The sequence below is a fragment of the Paraburkholderia edwinii genome, assembly GCF_019428685.1.
Lineage (GTDB): Bacteria > Pseudomonadota > Gammaproteobacteria > Burkholderiales > Burkholderiaceae > Paraburkholderia > Paraburkholderia edwinii.
The window spans coordinates 3,232,164-3,254,546 of record NZ_CP080095.1 but is presented as its reverse complement, the minus strand read 5'-3'; the positions used below and the strand labels follow the sequence as shown (position 1 = coordinate 3,254,546).

Below are 22,383 nucleotides of genomic sequence, written 5' to 3'. Positions count from 1 at the left end.
TGACGAACAGCGAGCACCATGTTCCATCTGATCTTCTCCACGCTCGATAACGCAGTGTCGACGCTGCAGACCGCGCTGTACGAAAGCGTCGTGCAGCCGTTGCTGTTTCACTTCGGCCTGATGGATTACGACGAAGATACGTACGACAGCCTGTACTGGGTCATCGTCGGTGTGTTCGAGGTGCTCGCGATGTACGCGGTGCTGCGGCCGCTCGAAGCGTTGCGTCCGGTCGAGAAGTGGGAAAACCGCAAGGCGGTGCGCGTCGACGTGCTGTACACGTGGATCGCGAAGCTCGGCATCCTGAACCTGTTTTTCTTCTTCGCGCTGCAGCCGATGTTCGACGCAGTGCAAGGGTGGCTGCGGCTGCACAATATCGCGAACCTCGAAATCGACAATCTGTGGCCCGGTGTCACGACCATTCCGATCGTCACGTTCGTGATTTATCTGCTGGTTCTCGACTTGGCGGGCTACTGGTATCACCGTTGGGAACATCGTATCGGCGTCTGGTGGGAGCTGCATGCGGTGCATCACAGCCAGCGCCAGATGTCGCTCTGGTCCGACGACCGCAACCATCTGCTCGACGATCTTCTGCAGGCGTGCTTCTTCGCGCTGATCGCACTGTTTATCGGCGTGCCGCCGTCGCAATTCGTCGTGCTCGTCGCGATCACGAATCTCGCGCAAAGCGTGCAGCACGCGAATATTCGGCTGTACTTCGGCTGGCTCGGCGAGCGCCTGCTGGTTAGCCCGACGTTCCATCGCCGCCATCATGCGATCGGCTACGGTCACGAAGGGCTCAAGTACGGCTGCAACTTCGGCGTGCTGTTTCCGTGGTGGGACATGCTGTTCGGCAGCGCGTCATGGAACCGCGAAATGGAGCCGACCGGTATTCGCGACCAGCTCGACGGTCACCGCTACGGCGATGGTTTTGTCACGCAGCATTGGCTCGCGTTCGTGCGCATCGCCAGGCGTCTCGCGCCGAAGCGGCGCGCATCGTCGGGCAACGACGCCGCGGCGCTCTGAGCATTTCGTTCTCTTCCAAACTAGACCGCGGGGAGCTGCCCGGCTCCCAATACACGCCTGGTGCCGCCGTCAGCGTACGTCGTCGCCGCCATCCTCGCCGGACGCGTTCCGGCACCGACAGTTACCGCCGACCCACCGCGTGGTTTATCCTGTCCACGTTTGCACCGCTTTTGCGTTGTGCGTTCGCGTTGTCGCTCGCACCATTTTTCCCCAACATTTCTTTCACCGGCACCCGCTCGCATGAATGACCTGTTGCGCTCGTTCGGACGCGCGCTCACAAGCGTGCTCCACCCGCGCATGCTCTGGCTGACGCTGGCGCCGTTCCTCGGAGCGGCCGTGGTCTGGGGCGCGATCCTGTGGTTTTCGTGGCAGACGCTGATTGGCGCGACGCGCGGCTGGCTCGACACCTGGTCCTTTACGACCACGCTCTACCATCTGTTCGACTGGGTCGGCTTTTCATCGCTGCATGCGGCAGTCGCGCCGTTTATCGTGATTGCGATCGCGATTCCGCTGATTGTCGTCACGGTGCTGCTGCTGATCGCGACGCTGTCGATGCCGGCCGTTATCAAGTATCTGTCCGCGCGGCAGTTCGCGAGCCTTGAAATGCGGCACGGCGGCACCTGGTACGGCAGCCTCATGCATGCGCTGTGGACCACGTTCGTCTGTCTCGTCGTGCTGATCGTTACGTTGCCGCTATGGCTGATTCCGCCGTTTTTCGCGCTGATTCCGCCGCTGCTGTGGGGCTGGCTCACCTATCGCGTGATGACCTACGATGCGCTCGCGATGCACGCGAGCAGCGACGAACGGCGGATTCTCGTGCGGCGGCACCGCTTGCCGCTGCTCCTGATCGGCGTCGCGAGCGGTCTGCTCGGGTCGCTGCCGACGCTGTTGTGGGCATCGTCGGTATGGCTCATCGTGCTGTTTCCGGTCATGACCGCGGCGACCATCTGGATTTACGCGTTCATTCTTGTGTTTTCGGCGCTGTGGTTCGGCTACTACTGTCTGCGCGCGCTGCAGCGTCTGCGCGCGGAAGAGCAGGGGCCGCACGGCACGGCGCCAGTCCCTTACTTACGTGGCTGACGTTCCCGGCGCTGCAATTCAATTCGGGCATTTCATTTTCGCGAGGCGGCAATGGCATTTGGCGTGATCATCATCGGCGACGAAATCCTGTCGGGCAGACGGGTCGATAAACATCTGCCGAAGGTCATCGAACTCCTGAAGGCGCGCGGTCTGTCGCTTGGCTGGGCTGAGTATGTCGGCGACGACCCCGAGCGCATTACCGCGACATTGCGCCGTACCTTCGCGAGCGGCGACGTGGTCTTTTCGACCGGCGGTATCGGCGCGACGCCCGACGACCACACCCGCCAGTGCGCGGCTGCGGCGCTCGCGGTGCCGCTCGAGCTGCACCCGGAGGCTGCCGACCTGATCCGCGAGCGCATTCGCGAAATGCATCCGGCCGATGCGCCGCAGCCCGTCGACTACGACTCGCCCGAAAATCTGCACCGGCTCAATATGGGCACGTATCCGCGCGGTGCATCGATCATTCCGAACGGCTACAACAAGATTCCGGGCTTTTCGATTCGCGACCATCATTTCGTGCCGGGCTTCCCGGTGATGGCGTGGCCGATGATCGAATGGGTGCTCGACACGAAGTACGCGCATCTGCATCACGCGACACCGCACGCGGAGAAGTCGCTGCTTGTGTTCGAGTTGCCGGAGTCGACGCTGACACCGCTGATGGAGAAGATCGAGCACGACTTCTCCGGCGTACGCGTGTTCAGCTTGCCGAGCGTCGGCGATGCGGAGCGCGGCGGCGTCTATGCGCGGCGCCATATCGATCTGGGGGTAAAGGGCGAGCCCGAAGCGGTCGCAGCAGCCTTCGTCAAGCTGCGCGAAGGCGTGCATCTGCTGGGTGGGGATATCGTCGAACCAGACACGGCTGCCGGGTCGGCGAAGCCGCAGCGGTGAACTTCAAGGCAAGCGTGTGAGGTGAATCGACTCACACGCTTGCGATGCGTTTTTGAGGCGCATCAATATCAACATCAGCATCTACATCGGCATCGCTTCGCGAAACCGGGCCTCAAGCGCCGATCCACGGCAAGCCGCGGAAACACCATCCCGACACGGTCTTTCTGTGCCCCTGGCTATCTTTGTCGCCTTCGAATCCTTCGAGCAGATCCATCGCCTTCGTAAAGCCGGCCTGCGTGGCCGCAACGGCGGCGAGCTTCGAGCGCGCGGCGCTGCGGCACAGCAGCAGTACCGGCGTATCGAGCGTCGCGACCTGGCGCAACTGATCGAGAAACTCTGCGTTCGGCACGCCGCCCGGATAGCGCGTCCATTCGATATGCGCATACTGGCCGTCGCCGACGAGCGGACGGCCGACCCAATCGAGTTCGGCGCGCGTGCGCACGTCGACGAGGCGTGTGCGCGGGTCCAGTTCGAGGAGCTCGAACGCCTCGGCGGGCGATAACGCGCCCGCATAGGCCAACTGATTGTCGATACGGCGCTTTTCGGCCTGCGCGTATAACTGCTCAAGCGTGGTCATGACAGCAAGTCTCCTTTGGACCAAAGGATCATTCTAGCGCGCCGTGTATCGCGCGCATGTGTTTGCCCGTTATCGACCTGCAGGCCGAGTGTTGTCCATCTGCGCCACACCCTTATCCACACCGATCACAACAGACGCTCCATAAAGGTGCAAAATTGCACCATTGCACCAAATTGAGGCGTTGATCGGGTGCTGATATCGGGACTGCACGCAAATGGTGCATGCCCCGAAGCGAAGCGTCATCTCAGTTCCCGCAAAACGTGCGACGATTCACGGCAGCAGTACGGGCAAACGTATTCCGCATGCCACCGGAGCGAAGGTGGCATGGAAGCTGCTTTTATCGGTCCCGTTCGACCCGGGCGCATCTCGAATTAAAGCGCACCAACCCTGTAGACGCGGGGGAGCGGGTCAGCTAGATTGGGCGGCGGCTAAAACCCGCCGAATTCGTTAATCAGGAGATAGGTTATGAGTAAATCCGTGGCCGACGTCATGCAACTCGTCAAGGACGAGGACGTCAAGTTTGTCGACTTCCGCTTTACCGACACGCGCGGCAAGGAACAGCACGTCTCGGTGCCGGTGTCGGCATTCGACGACGACAAGTTCGAGAGCGGCCATGCGTTCGACGGTTCCTCGATTGCCGGCTGGAAGGGCATCGAAGCATCGGACATGCTGCTCGTGCCGGATCCGGACACCGCGTTCATCGACCCGTTCTACGAAGAATCGACGCTCGTGCTGACCTGCGACGTGATCGAGCCGTCGGACGGCAAGGGCTATGAACGCGATCCGCGCTCGCTCGCGAAGCGCGCCGAAGCGTACCTGAAGAGCACGGGCCTCGGCGACACGGCCTTCTTCGGTCCGGAACCGGAATTCTTCATTTTCGACTCGGTCCAGTGGAGCGCGGACCAGTCGGGCTGCTTCGTCAAGATCGGCTCGGAAGAAGCACCGTGGTCGTCGGCGAAGGAATTCGAAGGCGGCAACACCGGTCACCGTCCGGGCACGAAGGGCGGCTATTTCCCGGTCGCACCGGTCGATACGTTCCAGGACATCCGCTCGGAAATGTGTCTGCTGCTCGAGCAGATCGGCATTCCGGTCGAAGTGCACCACCACGAAGTGGCCGGTCAAGGCCAGAACGAAATCGGCACGAAGTTCTCGACGCTCGTGCAGCGCGCCGACTGGACGCAGCAACTGAAGTACATCGTCCACAACGTCGCGCACACGTACGGCAAGACGGCGACGTTCATGCCGAAGCCGGTGGTCGGCGATAACGGCTCGGGCATGCACGTGCACCAGTCGATCTGGAAGGACGGTCAGAACATGTTCGCGGGCAACGGCTACGCCGGCCTGTCGGAATTCGCGCTGTTCTACATCGGCGGCATCATCAAGCACGCACGCGCGCTGAACGCGATCACGAACCCGGGTACGAACTCGTACAAGCGTCTCGTGCCGCACTTCGAAGCACCGGTCAAGCTCGCTTACTCGGCACGCAACCGTTCGGCATCGATCCGTATTCCGCACGTCGCGAATCCGAAGGGCCGCCGTATCGAAACGCGCTTCCCGGATCCGCTCGCGAACCCGTACCTGTGCTTCTCGGCACTGATGATGGCGGGTCTCGACGGCGTGCAGAACAAGATCCATCCGGGCGAAGCTGCCGACAAGAACCTGTACGACCTGCCGCCGGAAGAAGATGCAAAGATCCCGACCGTGTGTGCCGGCCTCGATCAGGCGCTGGAAGCACTCGACAAGGATCGCGAGTTCCTGACGCGCGGTGGCGTGTTCACGGACGCAATGCTCGACGCTTACCTCGAACTGAAGGAAGGCGAACTGCAGCGCGTGCGTATGACCACGCACCCGGTCGAATTCGAACTGTACTACTCGCTGTAAGCGGCGATGCGCTTCGCCGTGAGGCGAAGCGCGCGTCCCTCGTTCGCGATTCGAAGGACCCAAGGGACGGCACCGCCGTCCCTTTTTTGTTGGGCCGTTGTTGTTGGACCCGTTGTTGTTTCACCTGTTGGTGTTTGACCCGAGTAGTTTGACCCGGGTAGTTTGACCCGGGTAGTTTGACCCGCTACACCGCTGGACCACGCGCAACGTTCGCGGCGCACGAGGCGTGCGCTTTCTCATCGTCTCATCATCGCCGGACTGCAAGATGGTACTGAAGAATCTGATCAAGGCAAGAAAAGGACACGGCGAGCCGTTGTCGGACGATGCGCAGCTTGTCGAATCCGGCTTGCTGCCGGGCTTCGAAGCCTTGCCGACCGTCGTGCTGGTATTGGAAAAACGCACGCTGCGCGTCGCGTTTGCGAATCCATCGGCGGAGTCGATGCTCGAGCTGTCGCGCCGGCAGCTCACGCAGATGGCCTGGCACGATGTGTTTACGAATGCCGACGAACTGATGGAGACGATCGCGGCGATTGCGGACCATCGCTTCAACGCGACGCATCTCGACGCCGTGCTCGAGCGGCCGGGGCACGAGCCGCTGCATGTGCATGCGGTGGTCGGCTTTCTCGAAAGCGCGCAGGAGTACGTGTTGCTGGAGCTGTTCGAAAACGAGCGGCATTTGCGCACCGATCGCGAAGAGCGTATTCACGATCTGACGTCGGTGAACAAGCAGCTGATCCGCAATCTCGCGCACGAGATCAAGAATCCGCTCGGCGGCATCCGCGGCGCCGCGCAGCTGCTTGAGTTCGAGCTCGGCGCGCGCGAGCGCGACGAATTGCGCGAGTACACGCAGGTCGTGATCAAGGAGTCGGACCGGCTGCAGACGCTCGTCGACCGGTTGCTCGAACCGCACCGGCATCCGCATATTGTCGGCGACGTCAATATTCACGAGGTGTGCGAGCGCGTGCGCGCGGTGATCCTCGCGGAGTTTCCGCGCGGCCTGACAGTGGTGCGCGACTACGACGTCAGCGTGCCGGACCTGCGCGGCGACAAGGAACAACTGATCCAGGCGGTGCTCAACATCGTGCGCAACGCGGCACAAGCGCTGCACGAACGCATCTCGCAAGGCGACGCGCGCATCGAATTGCGCACGCGCATCGCGCGAAAGGTAACGATTGCGAAACGGCTGTGCAAGTTGGCACTGGACTTGCATATCGTGGACAACGGGCCAGGCATTCCCGAAGACATTCGAGACCGCATTTTCTATCCGCTCGTGTCGGGGCGCGAGGACGGCAGCGGTCTTGGATTGACGCTCGCGCAGACTTTCGTGCAGCAGCATGAAGGGCTGATCGAAGTGGAAAGCCGCCCGGGCCATACCGAGTTTCAGATTTTGCTGCCGCTCGACTGCTAACCCTTAATGTGCCAAACGCAGCGCCACACGCGGTACCACACGCAGCGCCACAAGCGCATGCTTAAGCGATGCTTAAGTGTCCCTAAGCAGGATGCTTAAGCGGATCTCCAGGCGATACTGAATGTGGCGCGCATCACGAGACTTCTGACGACCTATATGAAGCCGATCTGGATAGTAGACGACGATCAATCGATCCGCTGGGTGCTTGAAAAAGCGCTCGCGCGCGAAAACTTCGCGACGCGCAGCTTTGCGAATGTGCGCGAGGCGGCGGGCGCACTCGAGCACGACAGTCCTCAAGTGCTCGTTTCCGATATCCGGATGCCGGGCGGCTCCGGACTCGAACTGCTGCAAACCGTGCGGGACCGCGTGCCTGGTCTGCCGGTCATCATCATGACGGCGTTTTCGGATCTCGACAGCGCGGTAGCCGCGTTTCAGGGCGGCGCGTTCGAGTATCTGGCGAAGCCGTTCGACGTCGACAAGGCGGTCGAGCTGATCCGGCGCGCCGTCGACGAAAGTATGCGCGGCGAGCAGACGTGGGACGAGCGCGTGACCGAGACGCCGGAGATGCTGGGCCAGGCGCCGGCGATGCAGGATATGTTTCGCGCGATCGGCCGTCTGTCGCATTCGGCGGCGACCGTGCTCATTACCGGCGAATCAGGCACCGGCAAGGAACTTGTCGCGCGTGCCTTGCACCGACATAGCCCACGCGCGAGCGGACCGTTTATCGCATTGAACACGGCGGCCATTCCAAAAGATCTGCTGGAATCCGAACTATTCGGCCACGAGCGCGGCGCATTCACGGGTGCGCAGGCGATGCGCCAGGGGCGCTTCGAGCAGGCCGAGAATGGCACGCTCTTTCTCGACGAAATCGGCGATATGCCGTTCGATCTGCAGACGCGGCTGTTGCGTGTGTTGTCGGACGGGCAGTTCTATCGCGTCGGCGGGCATAACCCGTTGCGCGCGAATGTGCGCGTGATTGCGGCGACTCATCAGAATCTCGAAGCGCGCGTGCGGCAAGGGCTGTTCCGCGAGGACTTGTACCACCGGCTCAACGTGATCCGGCTGCGGTTGCCGGCATTGCGCGAGCGCAGCGAAGACATTCCGCTTCTGACGCGGCATTTCCTGCAGAAGAGTGCGCGCGATCTCGGTGTCGAGCCGAAGCGCGTATCGGACGAGGCGCTTGCTTATATGACGTCGCTGCCGTTTCCGGGCAACGTGCGGCAGCTCGAGAATCTCGCGAACTGGCTGACCGTGATGGCGCCCGCGCAAACGATCGAGATCAAGGATTTGCCGCCGGATCTCGTGTCGACGCAACAGGCGCCGGTCGATGCCACGAGCGCGGTCGCGACTGCGACTGGAGGCGTTGCGGATATCGCCGCGATCAACGGTGTCGGTTCAAACGGTGCCGCGCTGCCGGCCGGCGGTGTGGTGCTTGCGACCGGCGTCGCAGCGGCTGTGCAGCAGGCGGCGAGCGCATGGGAAGGCGGGCTGCGTACTGAAGTCGCGCGGTTGCTGCGTGAGAACTCGCCCGATGTGATGGACGAGCTATCGCGCCGCTTCGAAGCCGCGGTGATTCGCGAAGCGCTCGACTTCACGCGTGGGCGCAAAGTGGAAGCGGCGGAGCGGTTGGGTATCGGCCGCAATACGATTACGCGCAAGATTCAGGAGTTGAATCTCGAACCGTGATGGTTGCGCGGCGTGTCCGCGCTTGCATTGCTGACTGACACTGAAGACGGCTCGATGGCTCACGCCACCGAGCCGTCTTCTTATTCAGTCAGCGCGACGACCGGCGCGTGATCGGACGGTTGATCCCATTTGCGCGGGGTCTTGTCGACGTCGCAATGCGTGCAGCTTTCGGCGAGCGGCTTCGACAGCAGGATATGGTCGATGCGCAGCCCGGCGTTGCGACGGAACGCGAGCATCCGGTAGTCCCACCACGTGAAGGTCTTCTCCGGCTGGTCGAACAGGCGGAACGAATCGACGAGGCCCAGTTCGATCAGACGCGCAAAGGCCGCGCGCTCTTCGGGCGACACGAGGTTCTGGCCTTCCCACGCTTTCGGGTCGTGCACGTCACGGTCCTCGGGCGCGATGTTGTAGTCGCCGAGCAGCGCGAGCTTCGGATGTTGCGCGAGTTCGCTCGCAAGCCAGCCGTGCATGGCTTCGAGCCAGCGCAGCTTGTACGCGAATTTGTCGGTGCCCGGCGCCTGGCCGTTCGGGAAGTACGCGCTAACGATGCGGATGCCTTCGATTGTGGCGGCGATCACGCGCTGCTGCGGATCCTCGAAACCGGGAATGTTCCGCACCACGCCGACTTCGTCCACCTGCAAGCCGTTTCGCACGAGAATGCCGACACCGTTGTACGTCTTCTGGCCGGCGAACCAGCTGCGATAACCCTTTTCCTCGAGCTCGGCGCGCGGGAATTTTTCGTCGGGCAGCTTGAGTTCCTGAAGACAGAGTACGTCGGTCTGGCTCAGTTCGAGCCAGTCGATCACGTGCTGCTGGCGGACCTTTAGCGAGTTCACGTTCCAGGTGGCGATTTTCATTGTGGTGTTTTTCTGGGCGAAAAGTTTGGAGGTCCGATGCGGTGGACGCACGCGTGCGTTCAACGGATCGGATGTCGCGAAGTCCGCGCGTGTGGTGCGCGCAGATCGGCCTTGATGTGAATGATAGCGTTGTCGGCGACAGATGCGCGTTGCGCGGCATGCGAAGGCAGTGAGGTCGTCGTTTGGTAGCGAGGGCCCGATGCTCGTCGGGCCTGCGTACACGAAAAGTCTGAAATATATTTGACGGATTGCGGGTCCCTTCTATACAATCCGTTTCCTCTGACGCGGGGTGGAGCAGTCTGGCAGCTCGTCGGGCTCATAACCCGAAGGTCACAGGTTCAAATCCTGTCCCCGCAACCAACGATTTCTACATTGCTTCTACCGCTAAACCCGCCGCTCGCGCGGGTTTTTTGTTCTGTGGCTCGGCATCGAACGGGCGCGACGTTCGCGTTCAACGATCTCAAGCTCGCAAGTCCGTCAAAATCTGCTCCGCCAGAAAATCACACGGTGGCCGCGCCGACCGCGCGCTGCGCGCGAGTATCACTTCCAGTTCGGGAAGCGGCGGCAGACCCTCAGCCTCTCCAGGTTGTACAAGATAATTCGGCACGCTGCACCTCGCGAGCGGCGCGACCGCAAGACCTGCTTCGACCATGCTGAACAATCCGAGCAGGCTCGGACTCTCATAGGACATCCGGAAGCGGATGCCGGCCTGCTGCAAAGCCGCGGTTGCATGCGCCCGGGCGGCGCTTCCTTGCTCGAATACCGCGATCGGCAGCGGCCGTTCCTTCCACACCTGCTGCTTGCCGCGTGCCGCAGCCCACACCATCGGCTCGAAACGGATGAATTCGCCGGACACGCCTCGCGCTTTCGTAAAACAGGCGAGGTCGAGCGTATTGTCTTTGATCAAAGGGATGAGCCCGCTGCTCGGCAGACCGATCACGCGGATCTCCACACGCGGGTGCGCCACTGCGAACTTCCGCAAAACGGTGGGCAGCAGCGACGACGCGTAGTCATCGGGGACACCGATCGTCACGCGGCCGCGCATTTCGGGGCGAACCACCGACGCCCACGCTTCCTCGCGTATCGCGAGCATCTGGCGGCCGTAATCCACCAGCGTCCGGCCTTCCTGCGTCAGCACGACGTCGCGCGTGGTCCGCGTAAAGAGCGGCTTGCCGAGCGCCACTTCGATTGCCTTGATCTGCATGCTTACCGCCGACGGCGATCGGTTCACAGACTCTGCGGCGCGCGCGAACGAGCCGGTATCGGCGACCGCCACAACCATTTCCAGTACATCGAGATCGAGTTTTTTCATAATTCAGAAAATCTGATTAATACACTCAGTTTAATCCGTTTTACTTGTCTGCCGGTCGGCCGGATACTGGCATCGGGTTCGATGGCAGGGTGGAGAATCAAATGGGAACGATGACCGAGTTCTTGACCGTAGGCGGCATGCTGGCCGTGACGCCCGGCCCCAATATGGTCTATGTGATGTCGCGCTCGGTTGGGCAAGGTCCGAGGGCAGGGCTGATATCGCTTGGCGGCGTCATGCTCGGCTACCTGTGCTATATGTTCGGCGCGGCATTCGGGATCACGGCGCTTTTTGTTGCGATTCCCGGTGCGTGTCGTGTGCTTGCCGCTTGCGGTGCGCTTTATCTGCTTTATCTCGCCTGGCAGGCGCTTAAGCCCGGTGGCCGTTCGCCATTGCAGATCGCGGCGGTTCAGATTGAAGGACCGCACCGTCTGTTTGCAATGGGCGCGGCCACGAGTCTGTTGAATCCGAAGCTCGCTCTGATTTTTCTGTCGTTGCTGCCGCAATTTATCGATTACCAGACAGGCAGTGTGCTGCGGCAGTCGCTGACGCTTGGCGGTTCGCTCATCATCGCGTTTGCTTCGGTTAATGCATTGGTTGCCGTGTCGTCGGGCAGCGTCGCGGGATTGATCGCGAGCCGTCCGCGCTGGCTGCTTGTGCAGCGTTGGGTCATGGGGCTGATGCTGTTGGTGCTCGGTGTGAAGATGGGTATCGATGCGTGGCATTGGGCTACGCCGATGTGAATCTCTTTGCAAATGCAAAACGGCTTGCGATGCCGCTGAATGGTTTTGCGCATCGAATGCGCGCAAAAAACGAAAATGCTGATTGCATAATCAACTAATCTGATCATTCGCATTCACTGCGGGTTTTCTTTAAACGCATCGGAATGGTCCTTTTCGATAAGCGCAGATCCACAATGCCGTTTCACTGCGGATGCCGCTATTGTGAAAATCATGTTGTATAACTAAGCAACTTATCGAGTCGAATCAATCGACGATAAGCGACACGAAGTAAGCACTGTGAGGGGACCGCCATGAGCATCAGAATTGGCCGGGCCACAAAGGCGTGCATTCAGGCATGGGTTCTTTTTGTCGCTGCAATCGCATTTCCGCCGACGATGGCGGACGGGCGGGACGTGTGTCCCAATCCGTTGACCGGCGGTGGACACAGTTCAGGCGGATACGTCTTCGAATATCAATCGTGGTCTTGGACTCATCCTGAGAATGACCACGGTAGGTCGTATTGCCATTGCGTCCGCAACAATACGCCACAGCGTGCGCTGTTCATCAACTGGAGCGAAGTCGGACTGAGCACGTTCATTCCGCCGGATCAGGTCGCGTACTCGTATTTCACGTCCGCTGAAGGCAGTCCGATTCACCGCGCGGTGCCGCTCTGGTATGGGGCAGTCCCCGACAAGGTCGACGTTCAAACAGTCTTCAATTCGCAGGGAATGCTGTCCGCGGATGCCGCGCAGCCGAACGCAGGCGGTGTCGCTTCAACATCTGCAGATGCTCCGCATGCATTGTCCTCGAACGATGAACTGGAAACGGAAGTGGCGGCTTTTCTGCCGAATCTCGAGCGCGTCGCGCATGCGGCATCGAAAGACCCGACGTATTTGACAAGCGAAGATATCATGCGGTCGGTCGAGAACAACGCTGAGTTTCTGATTGGTTTCGCGATGAAGTTTTCGTCGGTTCCGAAATTCGACGCGCAAAGCGGAGCCTTGATCGCGGTACGGAACGCCTGCGATTACCAGTTCGGCAAGATTTCTGCCGACAAGCAATCCATGTACTTTGCAATGCGAATACGCGATCCTGAATTGCATCGCATGGTATTTCACACTTCCGAGGCAATGCCATTGAGAAACTGGCCTGGGAAGTCGCAAAGCTTCGAGGGTCTGGAAGACTTGCAAAAGAGCCCGGCATCGACCTTGACACACTCGACTTCGACGCTCGAGATCGTGGCGATCGGCTCCGATGCCGTTCTGGCTAGCGTGGACATTCGCTACTATTCCGTCGAGCCAATCTCAACGGATAAGCCATTGGCAATGTCGACGGCATCATCTGACTGACACGGACAGATCATGGCCCAACTACCAACGTCTCAGGATTTCTTCGCCAAATGGCAAGCATGGGGTCTCGCGTCGTTCGCGACTGTTATCGGACCGTGGCAAGAGAAATTGACGAACATCGGGCTGGTCAGCAACTTCTTTCAGCCCGCGTTGAATATCGTCGCGTCGATTATCGGGCCGCTGGTTTGTCTTACGTCGTTTGCCGCGCTTAGTACATGTTCGAGAGCGAGACAGCAAAAGATTGGAATCGCGTTTTTCTTTGTCTTCGTAATCCTGATCGTATCGTGCCTGACTTTGCGTCACGGCATAGGGCTGATCTGGTTTCCCGAAGGCGGCGCTCAAATGGCCGTATGGGTGGCATTGTGGGCTATTTATCTCGGACTTTTCGCGGCACTCGGTGTAGCGATCGTGTCCGCCACGATGGCCACACCTGCAGTTTCACGCCCGAAAACCAATGATGATGTCAACGCGTCGACCGGCGACGGTAGCGCAGAACATTAGGAATGGTCGGGAAATCGAGACGTTCCTAAGGCTTCCTGGTGCTTCCTAGTGCTTCCTAGTGCTTCCTAGTGCTTCGTAACACCCGCATCCGCGCCGTTAGCCGCGCAAGCATTCTGTACCGTGTCTTTCTTGGCCGCCATCCGAACCATCCGTCCAATCACCTGGCCCGCACGGACACCTCCGAAAAATTCCACATCAAGCGTCGCGTCGAGTTCAGCATGATGGGCGATATTCTCCATTACTCTGATAAGCGTCATTCGGTCTTCAGACGAGATATGTTCGTTCGCGATTGCGCGAGCCAATGCGGCGAGCCGCGTAAATTGCTCGACATGCCGATGTCCGGCAATGAGCGCGCTATCGACGATACGCTCGAGAAGCACAACGCGGGTATCCTGCTGCGTTTGTGTGGCGGCCTGCGGCGATGTGTCGGTCGTCATCGTCTGATTCTCCTTGGGCGGAATACAGTCGCTTACCTGCTTTAGATAAGCGTAGGGCGCATGCTTCGACATGCCGACGCAGTATATCGCATCGATACGTGATCCTTATCAACCAGCCGATGCAAAAATGGAGCCCTAACCGCCGGTGAATCTATCGGTTTTGTATTGCCCAATCCACGGCCGCTTGCGCATGCAGTGCGGTTGTATCGAAGACGGGTAGCGAAGTGTCTTCCTGTTTGATCAGCAGCGTGATCTCCGTGCATCCGAGAATCACGGCTTGCGCGCCGCGAGACGCCATCTCGTCGATCGCTTGCTGATAGACCTTGCGCGATTGCGCATCGATCACGCCGTGGCACAGTTCGTCGTAAATGATTCGATGCACGTCGCGCCGTCCATCGTCGTCGGGAATGAGCGTGTCGAGGCCGAACCGCTCGCGCAGCCGCCCCGCGTAGAACGGCTGCTCCATCGTGTATCGCGTGCCGAGCAGGCCGACGCGTTCGATGCCCGCCGCGCGCAGCGCCGCGCCCGTCGGATCGGCGATATGCAGGAAGGGCACCTCGATTGCGGACTCGACGGACTCGTACACGCGGTGCATCGTATTCGTCGCCAGTATCACGATGTCGGCGCCGCCGCGCTCAAGGCGTTGCGCGGCATCGGCCATCTGATCGCCGAGCCGGTCCCAGGCGCCCGCGCGCTGATCGGCCTCGATCGAAGCGAAATCGACGGTCAGCATCAGGCTGCGTGCGTTGTGGTGGCCGCCGAGCCGCGCTTTCGCGTGGCGGTTCAACAGCCGGTAGTACTCGGTCGATGACTCCCAGCTCATGCCCCCGATCACGCCAATAGTTTTCATCGTCTTTTGTGCGCGATTGCGCGTTGTTGTGATGATCAGCGGCGAGTATAGGCTGCGGCAATGCGATCGCAGCAGTACGGATGGGTCGCTTTCCGCCGGTACGCCGGGCGGAAAATTCGCTGCGCATCGCTTGCTTAAACTACTGTGTTTTTGTACAGTGTCAACACTTTGAATCCGCCCGATGCTCCGCTGCCGTCTGCGTCGCCCGTGTCGTCTGTCCGCAAGATCATTCATTGCGACTGCGACTGCTTTTACGCGTCGGTCGAAATGCGGGACGATCCATCGTTACGCGGCCGCCCGATCGCGGTAGGCGGCCGACCCGAACAGCGCGGCGTCGTCGCAACGTGCAACTACGAGGCGCGGCGTTTCGGTGTGCACTCGGCCATGTCGTCGGCGCTCGCGTTGCGCAAGTGTCCGGAGCTGCTGATCCTGCCGACGGCAATGGAGAAGTACCGCATCGCATCGCGGCAGATCATGGCGATCTATCGCGACTACACGGCCGACGTCGAACCGCTGTCGCTTGACGAAGCGTATCTCGACGTCACGCACACCGATCGGTGCAAGGGCAGTGCGACGCTGATGGCCGAGGAAATCCGCGAACGCGTGCGCGAGACGGTCGGCGTGACCGTGTCGGCGGGCGTTGCGCCGAACAAGTTCGTCGCGAAGATCGCATCGGACTGGAATAAGCCCGATGGCTTATATGTCGTGCGCCCATCGGAAGTCGATGCGTTCGTCGCCGCGTTGCCGGTGCGCAAGATCTTCGGCGTCGGCAAGGTCACGGCCGCCAAGCTCGAAAAGTTCGGCCTCACCACGTGCGCGCAGTTGCGCGAATGGCCGCTCGTCGATTTGCATCGGCATTTCGGCGTGTTCGGCAAGCGTCTGTATGAACTGTCGCGCGGCATCGACGAGCGCCCGGTGCACGCGCATCAGGAACGCAAGTCGATCAGCGTCGAAACCACGTATGTGACCGACTTGCATACGCTCGACGAATGCGCGAACGAACTGCGCGAGCTGGCCGGGCAACTCGATGCGCGCATTGAGCGAGCCGGCGCGGCCGCGGCGGTGCGCAAGCTGTTCGTGAAAATCCGCTTTGCGGATTTCCAGCGCACGACTGTCGAGTGCGTCGGCAATGTCACGCATCTGCCGACGTTGCTCGCCTTGCTCGAAAAAGGCTTCGCGCGGCGCAGCAAGTCTGTGCGCCTGCTTGGTGTTGGCGTTCGCCTTGAGGAAGAGAGCCTCGCGAAGCATGGCCAGTTCGATCTGTTCGATTACGAAACCGTGGGCGACATCGAAGACATGAACGGTTACGATCAGCCGGCCGATGAGACGCTCGAAGCCGATATCCATCCCGATTCTGGTCAGGATTGATTCTGTCGAAATGCGACGCACGCGGTGGAGCGGAGTCGGGCGTGAATCGATAACGTAGAACGCAGACGCGGACGCACATAAAAAACCGGGGCATTGCCGACCACCGCAATGCCCCGATTTCTACTACTCAACAATCCTGCATGCGCAGACTCAATGCGCCGCGGGCTGCTCCGTCATGCCGTTATGACGCAACAGCGCGTCGATATTCGGCTCGCGTCCGCGGAACGCCTTGAACGATTCCATCGCGGGCCGGCTGCCGCCCACTTCGAGAATCTCGCGGCGATAGCGCGTACCGGTATCGGCATCGAGCACGCTGCCGTCTGTCGCCTGTGCCGCTTCTTCGAATGCCGCATACGCATCGGCCGACAACACTTCAGCCCACTTGTAGCTGTAGTACCCGGCTGCGTAACCGCCCGCGAAGATATGGCTGAACGTATTCGGCCACCGCGAGAACGACGCCTGCGGAATCACATGGAACTGTTCGTTGATCGCGCGCGCGAGATCGTTCGCGCTCGCCGAACCGGCCGGATCGAAGTCCACGTGCAGCTTCATGTCGAACATCGAGAACACGATCTGCCGCAGCGTGCCAAGGCCGCTCTGGAAATTCTTCGCGGCGAGCATCTTGTCGAACAGGTCGCGCGGCAGCGAAGCAGCGGTATCGACATGCGACGTCATATCGCTCAGCACGTCCCATTCCCAGCAGAAGTTTTCCATAAACTGCGACGGCAGTTCGACTGCATCCCACTCGACGCCGTTGATGCCCGACACGCCGAGTTCGTCGACGCGCGTCAACATGTGATGCAGACCGTGGCCGAATTCATGGAACAGCGTGATGACTTCGTCGTGCGTGAAGCAGGCGGGTTTGCCGCCGATGGGCGCCGAGAAATTGCAGGTGAGGTAGGCGACCGGCGTTTGCACAGGGCCACGCACCGGTTTGCGGCGCGTACGCGCATCGTCCATCCATGCGCCGCCGCGCTTGCCTTCGCGCGCATACAGGTCGAGATAGAACTGCGCGACGAGCCCGCCATCCGAATTTTCGACACGGAAGAAGCGCACGTCGGAATGCCACGCGGCCGCTTCATCGCGCCGGATGCGCACGCCAAACAGCGTTTCGGTGACCTTAAACAGGCCCTTGAGCACGGCGTCTTCGGGGAAGTATTGCTTGACCTCGTTTTCCGAGAACGAGTAGCGCTTCTGACGCAGGCGTTCGGATGCGAAAGCCATGTCCCACGGTTGCATATCGGCGAGGCCGAGTTCGCCGGCGGCGAAGTCGCGCAGCTCTTTCCAGTCCTGCTCTGCATGCGGCCGCGCGCGCGTCGCGAGGTCTTCGAGGAAGGCCATGACCTGAGCCGGCGATTCGGCCATTTTCGGCGCAAGCGACACTTCCGCGAAGTTGCGGTAGCCGAGCATCTTCGCTTCTTCGGCGCGCAGCTTCAGGTGCTCGGCGACGTTGGCGGTGTTGTCCCAGTCCGGATTGCCCTTGCCGTACTGCGGCCCGAGCTCCGACGCGCGCGTCACATACGCGCGGTACATCGCTTCGCGCATCGGCCGGTGCTCCGCATATTGCATGACCGGGAAGTACGACGGGAAGTGCAGCGTAAATTTCCAGCCGGGCTTGCCGTCGCGTTCAGCAGCCTCGCGTGCCGCGGCGATCACATCTTCGGGCAGGCCCGCGAGTTCTTCCTGTGCTTCGGTGATGTAGGCGTACGCGTTCGTGGCGTCGAGCACATGGTCGGAAAACGCCTTCGACAAACCCGCTTGCCGCTCCTGCAATTCCGCGAAACGCGGCTTCTGGTCTTCGGGCAACTCGGCGCCCGACAGACGGAAATCGCGCAGCGCGTTGTCGAGAATCTTCTTGCGCTCGCCGGTCAGCGTCGCGTAGTCGCCGCTCGCGGCAATCGCCTTGTACTTCTCGTACAGCGCAAGGTTTTGCCCGACACTCGACCAGAATTCGGTCACGCGCGGCAGGTTTTCGCCGTACACCGCGCGCAGTTCCGGCGTATCCGCAACCGCGTTCAGATGGCCGATCACACCCCATGCGCGCGACAGCGGCTCGGTCGCGCGTTCGACTGTTTCGACGATGTCGGCCCACGACGCCGGTGTCGCAGGTTCGCTCGCGCGATCGACGGCGGCCGTTGCGTTGGCAAGCAGCACGTCGAGCGCAGGCGTCACATGTTCAGGGCGGATCTCGCCGAAACGCGGCAGATCGGTGAAATCGAGGAGCGGATTGTCGGAGGTCGATTGGGTAGTGGACATGGTGCTTCCTGTCTGTCGCGTGATGTGTTGAATAGACTCAAACGTTGACGCTTGCAGGGCGCAGTCGCGCCCCGTTATTCGACTATGGGGGCGACGCCTGCCGTTTCCAGTCCGCAGCTGCCGGACAAACAGCAGAAAGATCCGAAAGAGCGGGAAGAGAACCGCGCTGCCGCCGGACCAAACCCAAGGATACGCATATTTGCGCCGCAACGTGACGGCGCGGTCGCGACGCTACGTGCGGTGCTGCACGGTGTTGCGGTGATTGGAGGCATGCTGGCCGCGTGCGCGGCGCAGCCGGGCCGACGCCGCGTCCGACGCCGCACGAGACGCGGTACCAGACGCCGCACCCGATGCGCCTCACCGCGCAACACCCTTGCTCGCGTTACTGCTTGCCCGCCGCGCGCTCGGCCGCTTCGATCGTATTGACCAGCAGCATCGTGATCGTCATCGGCCCGACGCCGCCCGGCACCGGCGTAAGGTAGCCGGCCACTTCCTTGACGCTCGCGAAGTCCACATCGCCGCATAGCTTGCCCGCATCATCACGATTCATGCCGACGTCGATCACGGCTGCGCCCGGCTTCACCATGTCAGCCGTCAGAATATTGCGGATACCGGTTGCGACAACTACGACGTCGGCTTCACGCGTATGGGCGCCGATATCGCGCGTCTTGCTGTGGCAGATCGTCACGGTCGCGCCGGCGTCGAGCAGCAGCAGCGCCATCGGCTTGCCGACGATATTCGAGCGCCCGATCACGACCGCATTCGCGCCCTTCAGCGAAATGCCGTACGCGTCGAACATTTTCATGATGCCGTACGGTGTGCACGGCCTGAAGAGCGGCTTGCCCGTCATCAGCGCGCCCGCATTCGCGACGTGAAAACCGTCGACGTCCTTTTCCGGTGCGATCGCTTCGATCACCTTGTGGCTGTCGATATGCGACGGCAGCGGCAGTTGCACGAGAATGCCGTAAATCTTCGGGTCGCGGTTCAGTTCGTCGATGCGCGCAAGCAGGTCGGCTTCGGACATCGTCGACGGATAGCGGTCGTACGACGAGTGAAAGCCGTTGTCGTCGCAGGCCTTCACCTTGTTGCGAACATAGACCTCGCTCGCCGGATTGTCGCCGACGAGTACGACCGCGAGGCCCGGTTGATGGCCTCGCGCGGTCAGCGCGGCGGCGCGCGACGCGACATCGGCGCGCAAAGTCTTCGAAAGGGCGGTGCCGTCGATCAGAGTGGCTGTCATGGTCGGTTGGGAGTGGGCAGTTTGCAAAGCGGGTGCGGCTGATGGGTCGACTCGGCAGAGCGCTCGCGGCTGCGAGCACGGTGCGCGCGGCGCGGTTGCGCAAGTGCGCATCGCGTCGTCAGCGTGCGGCGCGTAGCGCGTTGCCGCCGCCGCGTCCGGTCGTTACGTCGTCACATCGTCGACGCGACAACGAACGCATGAACCTGGTGCCGGCGGCATCGCTTACAGCATCTTCAAAGCGCGCCGAAACAGTCGCACGAAAAACGCACGCGGCGCAGAAACTGCGCCGCGATTTCACTGCACCATTATACCGTCGCTGCTTTGCGCCGCCCGGTGGGCGGCGTTCAAGGCGCCACTCAACGCCGGCGCGCGGTCAAGGCTGCGCCGGCTGCCATGACGAATCGGGATCGTACGAGCGGATCGCATCGACCGCACTTGCCGTGCGCGGCCCCAGATCCTTCTGATACACCCGCCCATCCTGATTGACGATAAAGCTCATCACGCCGGTCTTGCCGTATTCAGCCGGCCATGCGACGAGCGCGAAGCCGTTCTTCAGCACGCCGTCCTGCAGATAGCTTTGCGCGCCGCCGTTCGCATGCGTGCCTTGCGCCGTGAGAATGCGGAAGTGATAGCCGTGATATGCCTCGCCCGGTGCGATATGCCGCTGCATCGTAGCGGCGAGCGGGCCCAGCGGGCTTTCCGTTTCGCCCGGCGTCGTGTCCCAGTACAGCCCGTCATGCTGACGCGGCGAGCTGATGAACTTCTGCGCGTAGTGTTGCGTGAGATTGCGGTAGTCGTTCTGCGCATCGACGTAGGCGAGCGACGTCAAAATCGCCGAGCGCTCGTCGCGGCCAATCCGGCGGGTCAGCATTTCGTCGGTTGCGGCGGGCGTATTGAAACGCCAGCCGCCCGCGACCTTCTCTAGAGGAATCGGCAGCGTCCAGCCGCTGTCGCCGACTTCGACATGCGCGCTCGGGCGGCCATTGCGCGAGGCAGGACCTTCGATGATCTTGTGGCCTTTCGCCCACTGGCCGAGAAACGCGTAGATATCGTCTTCGCCGATTTCGGTGGTCGGAATGAAGCGCGGAAAGTTGCTGCCGAGCACGTGCTTCATCGCTGTTTGATCATTGATGGCGAGCGCGTTAGCGAAGGCTTCGGCGGCTGCCTCGGCGGTCGGATAAACGGCCTGTGCACGCGCGGCAGGCGAGAGGCACAGCAAAGCGGCCGCGGTGATCAGCGTAGCGGCCGCGCCGCGCGCGAAATGTCCAGCGGCGTGACGGTGTGATGTCGCGCTGTGCGCGACGCTCGATGCGCGTTGCGGGCGCGATGCGGGATAACGGGTCATATTGGGCTCCATGTCGAATGATCAGCGGCCGCGGCCGAAGTGGCCTCCACCGCCGCCTCCGAAACCGCCTTGCCTTCCGCCACCTTGAAATCCACCACCACCCTGAAACCCGCCCCCTCCGGCGCCGCCGCGTTGTGCGCCACCGCCCTGGAAGCTGCGTTCGCCGCCGCCGTCGGCGCCGAGACGATTCGCGTTGGCCTGCTGGCCCGCGCCGCCCGCGCCCATGCGCCCGCCGCTGTTATTCGCGAGCGAATCGCGGCTGGCTTGCCCGCGTTGCATGTCGGAGCGCGCGGTGCCCGCGTCGCCGGCGCCGCGCAGCGCGTTGTCGCGATTCACGTTCTGCGCGCTGTTGCGAATGTTGCCGGTGTTCTCGCCGCCGCTGCGGATGTTGTTGACCCGCTGGCTTGCCGATCCGCTCAGGTTTTGTCCCGTGCGGTTCTGCAAGGCCTGCTCGGCTTGCTGGCGCGATGCATCGCGTCCGCGATAGGCATCGCGCTGCGCCGACAGATTCGCGTTGTTGACGTTCGCTCGGTTGATGTTTGCGCTGTTGAGATTCGTGTTGCGGTTGAAATTCGCGTTCGTGCGATTGATGCTCTCGTTGCGATTCCAGTTCGCTGTCGATGTGTTGGTGCTGATCCGGTTGTTGACGTTGATGTTGTTGTAGCGATTGACGTTGATATTCACGTCATGGTTGTTCCAGTTGAACCCGCCCCACAGCGAGTTCGCGACCGCGACGCCGGCGCCGAAGGCAAGGCCCGTCGCGAAGCCGGTAGCGATCGCATAGCCAGGCGGTGGCGGCATATACACAGGCGGATAGGCAGGGTAGGGCCATGCGCCGTATACGACGGTCGGGTTATACGTGGGCACGTAGACCACTTGCGGATTGGCCGGCACGATCTGAATGGTGCTCTGCTCGACGATCACCTTCTGCTGCTCGGTCGTTTTCAGATTGCCCGCTTGCTGTGCCTGTTTGCGCAAGCGCTGCACCGAATCCATCACATCGTTCGGCTGTGCGAGAAACGCGTTGCCCAGTTGCGTGACCCAGTCGGGTTTGGACGCCATCGTTGCGAGCACCTGAGGGAACGCGACGAGCGACTGCACGCTCGGGTCCCACGGTTCCGATGCGACTGCCTTGACGGCGTCGTCGCCGTGTTGTTGCGGATTGGACTTCGACCATTGCGCGGCGTCCTCAACCTGCTGCGGGAAGGTCGCGGCCATCAGCACCTGCGCGAGCAATGCATCGGGGTAAAGCGCGATCGGTGCGGTCAGCGAATCGAGTTGCTGGCTCGAGACTTTTGCCGCGTTCTGCGCAAGCGCGGTAGTGGGCATTGTCATGCCGGCGATGCCGGTTAAGAGTGGTGCGCCGGCGAGCGCCGCGCACATCAGCAGCTCACGTTGACGTGTTCCAGAACGTTTCATGTTCATGTCCTCCTTGCGTGGTCACGAAGAAGCGGACGTTGAAGCAGAAGGCGACGCTGCGTAATTGAACAGGGTACGGCAGAGCGAAGTGCTGCGGCATGATGCCGGTCAATCATGAGGCATTCCTGAAGATGAGGGAATATTTAAAATTAGGGGCCAAAGGCAGCACTGTCAATGAATACGGCACCAA

19 protein-coding genes and 1 tRNA gene are annotated in these 22,383 nt (G+C 61.4%); 11 read left to right on the top strand and 9 right to left on the bottom strand.

Going from position 1 to position 22,383, the window contains the following annotated elements; genetic code table 11:
- The first annotated feature begins 18 nt into the window (after positions 1–18).
- The 3 genes from KZJ38_RS14370 (at position 19) to KZJ38_RS14360 (ending at position 2,988) form a co-directional block, all read left to right on the top strand.
- A complete protein-coding gene (locus KZJ38_RS14370; RefSeq protein WP_219796597.1) occupies positions 19–1,020 on the top strand; it encodes a sterol desaturase family protein in 1,002 nt (333 codons plus the stop codon).
- A gap of 240 nt (positions 1,021–1,260) precedes the next feature.
- The gene (locus tag KZJ38_RS14365) at positions 1,261–2,100 is read left to right on the top strand and encodes an EI24 domain-containing protein (RefSeq protein WP_219796596.1); all 840 of its coding nucleotides are present in this window, start codon (positions 1,261–1,263) and stop codon (positions 2,098–2,100) included.
- Between the two features lie 51 nt (positions 2,101–2,151).
- Positions 2,152–2,988, top strand: coding sequence for a competence/damage-inducible protein A (locus KZJ38_RS14360; protein ID WP_219796595.1), 837 nt, complete (start codon positions 2,152–2,154; stop codon positions 2,986–2,988).
- Between the two features lie 112 nt (positions 2,989–3,100).
- Here the strand turns inward: KZJ38_RS14360 and KZJ38_RS14355 are convergent, their stop codons facing one another.
- A complete protein-coding gene (locus tag KZJ38_RS14355; protein ID WP_219796594.1) occupies positions 3,101–3,565 on the bottom strand; it encodes a rhodanese-like domain-containing protein in 465 nt (154 codons plus the stop codon).
- A gap of 465 nt (positions 3,566–4,030) precedes the next feature.
- On the opposite strand from KZJ38_RS14355, the gene glnA reads away from it, so the two are divergent.
- The 3 genes from glnA (at position 4,031) to ntrC (ending at position 8,540) form a co-directional block, all read left to right on the top strand.
- On the top strand, positions 4,031–5,446 hold the full coding sequence (gene glnA, locus KZJ38_RS14350) for a type I glutamate--ammonia ligase (RefSeq protein ID WP_219796593.1): 1,416 nt from the start codon (positions 4,031–4,033) through the stop codon (positions 5,444–5,446).
- Positions 5,447–5,711: 265 nt separating this feature from the next.
- Positions 5,712–6,854, top strand: a complete 1,143-nt coding sequence (gene glnL / locus KZJ38_RS14345) for a nitrogen regulation protein NR(II) (protein ID WP_219796591.1) — start codon at positions 5,712–5,714, stop codon at positions 6,852–6,854.
- Positions 6,855–7,010: 156 nt separating this feature from the next.
- On the top strand, positions 7,011–8,540 hold the full coding sequence (ntrC, locus tag KZJ38_RS14340) for a nitrogen regulation protein NR(I) (protein ID WP_219800336.1): 1,530 nt from the start codon (positions 7,011–7,013) through the stop codon (positions 8,538–8,540).
- 80 nt (positions 8,541–8,620) lie between these two features.
- On the opposite strand, the gene xth is transcribed toward ntrC, so the two are convergent.
- On the bottom strand, positions 8,621–9,397 hold the full coding sequence (xth, locus tag KZJ38_RS14335; protein ID WP_219796589.1) for an exodeoxyribonuclease III: 777 nt from the start codon (positions 9,395–9,397) through the stop codon (positions 8,621–8,623).
- A gap of 283 nt (positions 9,398–9,680) precedes the next feature.
- Here xth and KZJ38_RS14330 point away from each other — a divergent pair.
- Positions 9,681–9,757 (top strand) — tRNA-Met (locus KZJ38_RS14330).
- A 100-nt stretch (positions 9,758–9,857) separates the two neighbouring features.
- On the opposite strand, the gene KZJ38_RS14325 is transcribed toward KZJ38_RS14330, so the two are convergent.
- Complete coding sequence (locus KZJ38_RS14325) at positions 9,858–10,709, bottom strand: LysR substrate-binding domain-containing protein (protein ID WP_219796587.1); 852 nt, start codon at positions 10,707–10,709, stop codon at positions 9,858–9,860.
- Between the two features lie 101 nt (positions 10,710–10,810).
- On the opposite strand from KZJ38_RS14325, the gene KZJ38_RS14320 reads away from it, so the two are divergent.
- The 3 genes from KZJ38_RS14320 (at position 10,811) to KZJ38_RS14310 (ending at position 13,278) form a co-directional block, all read left to right on the top strand.
- Complete coding sequence (locus KZJ38_RS14320; protein ID WP_219796586.1) at positions 10,811–11,449, top strand: LysE family translocator; 639 nt, start codon at positions 10,811–10,813, stop codon at positions 11,447–11,449.
- A gap of 290 nt (positions 11,450–11,739) precedes the next feature.
- The gene (locus KZJ38_RS14315) at positions 11,740–12,777 is read left to right on the top strand and encodes a hypothetical protein (RefSeq protein WP_219796584.1); all 1,038 of its coding nucleotides are present in this window, start codon (positions 11,740–11,742) and stop codon (positions 12,775–12,777) included.
- Between the two features lie 12 nt (positions 12,778–12,789).
- Complete coding sequence (locus tag KZJ38_RS14310) at positions 12,790–13,278, top strand: hypothetical protein (protein ID WP_219796582.1); 489 nt, start codon at positions 12,790–12,792, stop codon at positions 13,276–13,278.
- Positions 13,279–13,343: 65 nt separating this feature from the next.
- On the opposite strand, the gene KZJ38_RS14305 is transcribed toward KZJ38_RS14310, so the two are convergent.
- Together KZJ38_RS14305 and KZJ38_RS14300 are read right to left on the bottom strand one after the other, a co-directional pair.
- Positions 13,344–13,715, bottom strand: a complete 372-nt coding sequence (locus KZJ38_RS14305; RefSeq protein WP_219796581.1) for a hypothetical protein — start codon at positions 13,713–13,715, stop codon at positions 13,344–13,346.
- 151 nt (positions 13,716–13,866) lie between these two features.
- A complete protein-coding gene (locus tag KZJ38_RS14300; RefSeq protein WP_219796579.1) occupies positions 13,867–14,565 on the bottom strand; it encodes an aspartate/glutamate racemase family protein in 699 nt (232 codons plus the stop codon).
- 144 nt (positions 14,566–14,709) lie between these two features.
- Between KZJ38_RS14300 and dinB the strand changes: the two genes are divergently transcribed.
- The gene (dinB, locus tag KZJ38_RS14295) at positions 14,710–15,933 is read left to right on the top strand and encodes a DNA polymerase IV (RefSeq protein ID WP_219796577.1); all 1,224 of its coding nucleotides are present in this window, start codon (positions 14,710–14,712) and stop codon (positions 15,931–15,933) included.
- 150 nt (positions 15,934–16,083) lie between these two features.
- Here dinB and KZJ38_RS14290 read toward each other — a convergent pair whose 3' ends face one another.
- The 4 genes from KZJ38_RS14290 to KZJ38_RS14275 all read right to left on the bottom strand — a co-directional run bounded on the left by KZJ38_RS14290 (position 16,084) and on the right by KZJ38_RS14275 (position 22,193).
- Positions 16,084–18,189, bottom strand: coding sequence for a M3 family metallopeptidase (locus KZJ38_RS14290; RefSeq protein ID WP_219796572.1), 2,106 nt, complete (start codon positions 18,187–18,189; stop codon positions 16,084–16,086).
- A 382-nt stretch (positions 18,190–18,571) separates the two neighbouring features.
- The gene (folD, locus tag KZJ38_RS14285; protein ID WP_219796570.1) at positions 18,572–19,429 is read right to left on the bottom strand and encodes a bifunctional methylenetetrahydrofolate dehydrogenase/methenyltetrahydrofolate cyclohydrolase FolD; all 858 of its coding nucleotides are present in this window, start codon (positions 19,427–19,429) and stop codon (positions 18,572–18,574) included.
- Positions 19,430–19,802: 373 nt separating this feature from the next.
- A complete protein-coding gene (locus tag KZJ38_RS14280; protein WP_219796568.1) occupies positions 19,803–20,774 on the bottom strand; it encodes a DUF2950 domain-containing protein in 972 nt (323 codons plus the stop codon).
- Positions 20,775–20,795: 21 nt separating this feature from the next.
- Positions 20,796–22,193, bottom strand: a complete 1,398-nt coding sequence (locus KZJ38_RS14275; RefSeq protein ID WP_219796566.1) for a DUF3300 domain-containing protein — start codon at positions 22,191–22,193, stop codon at positions 20,796–20,798.
- Positions 22,194–22,383 lie beyond the last annotated feature (190 nt).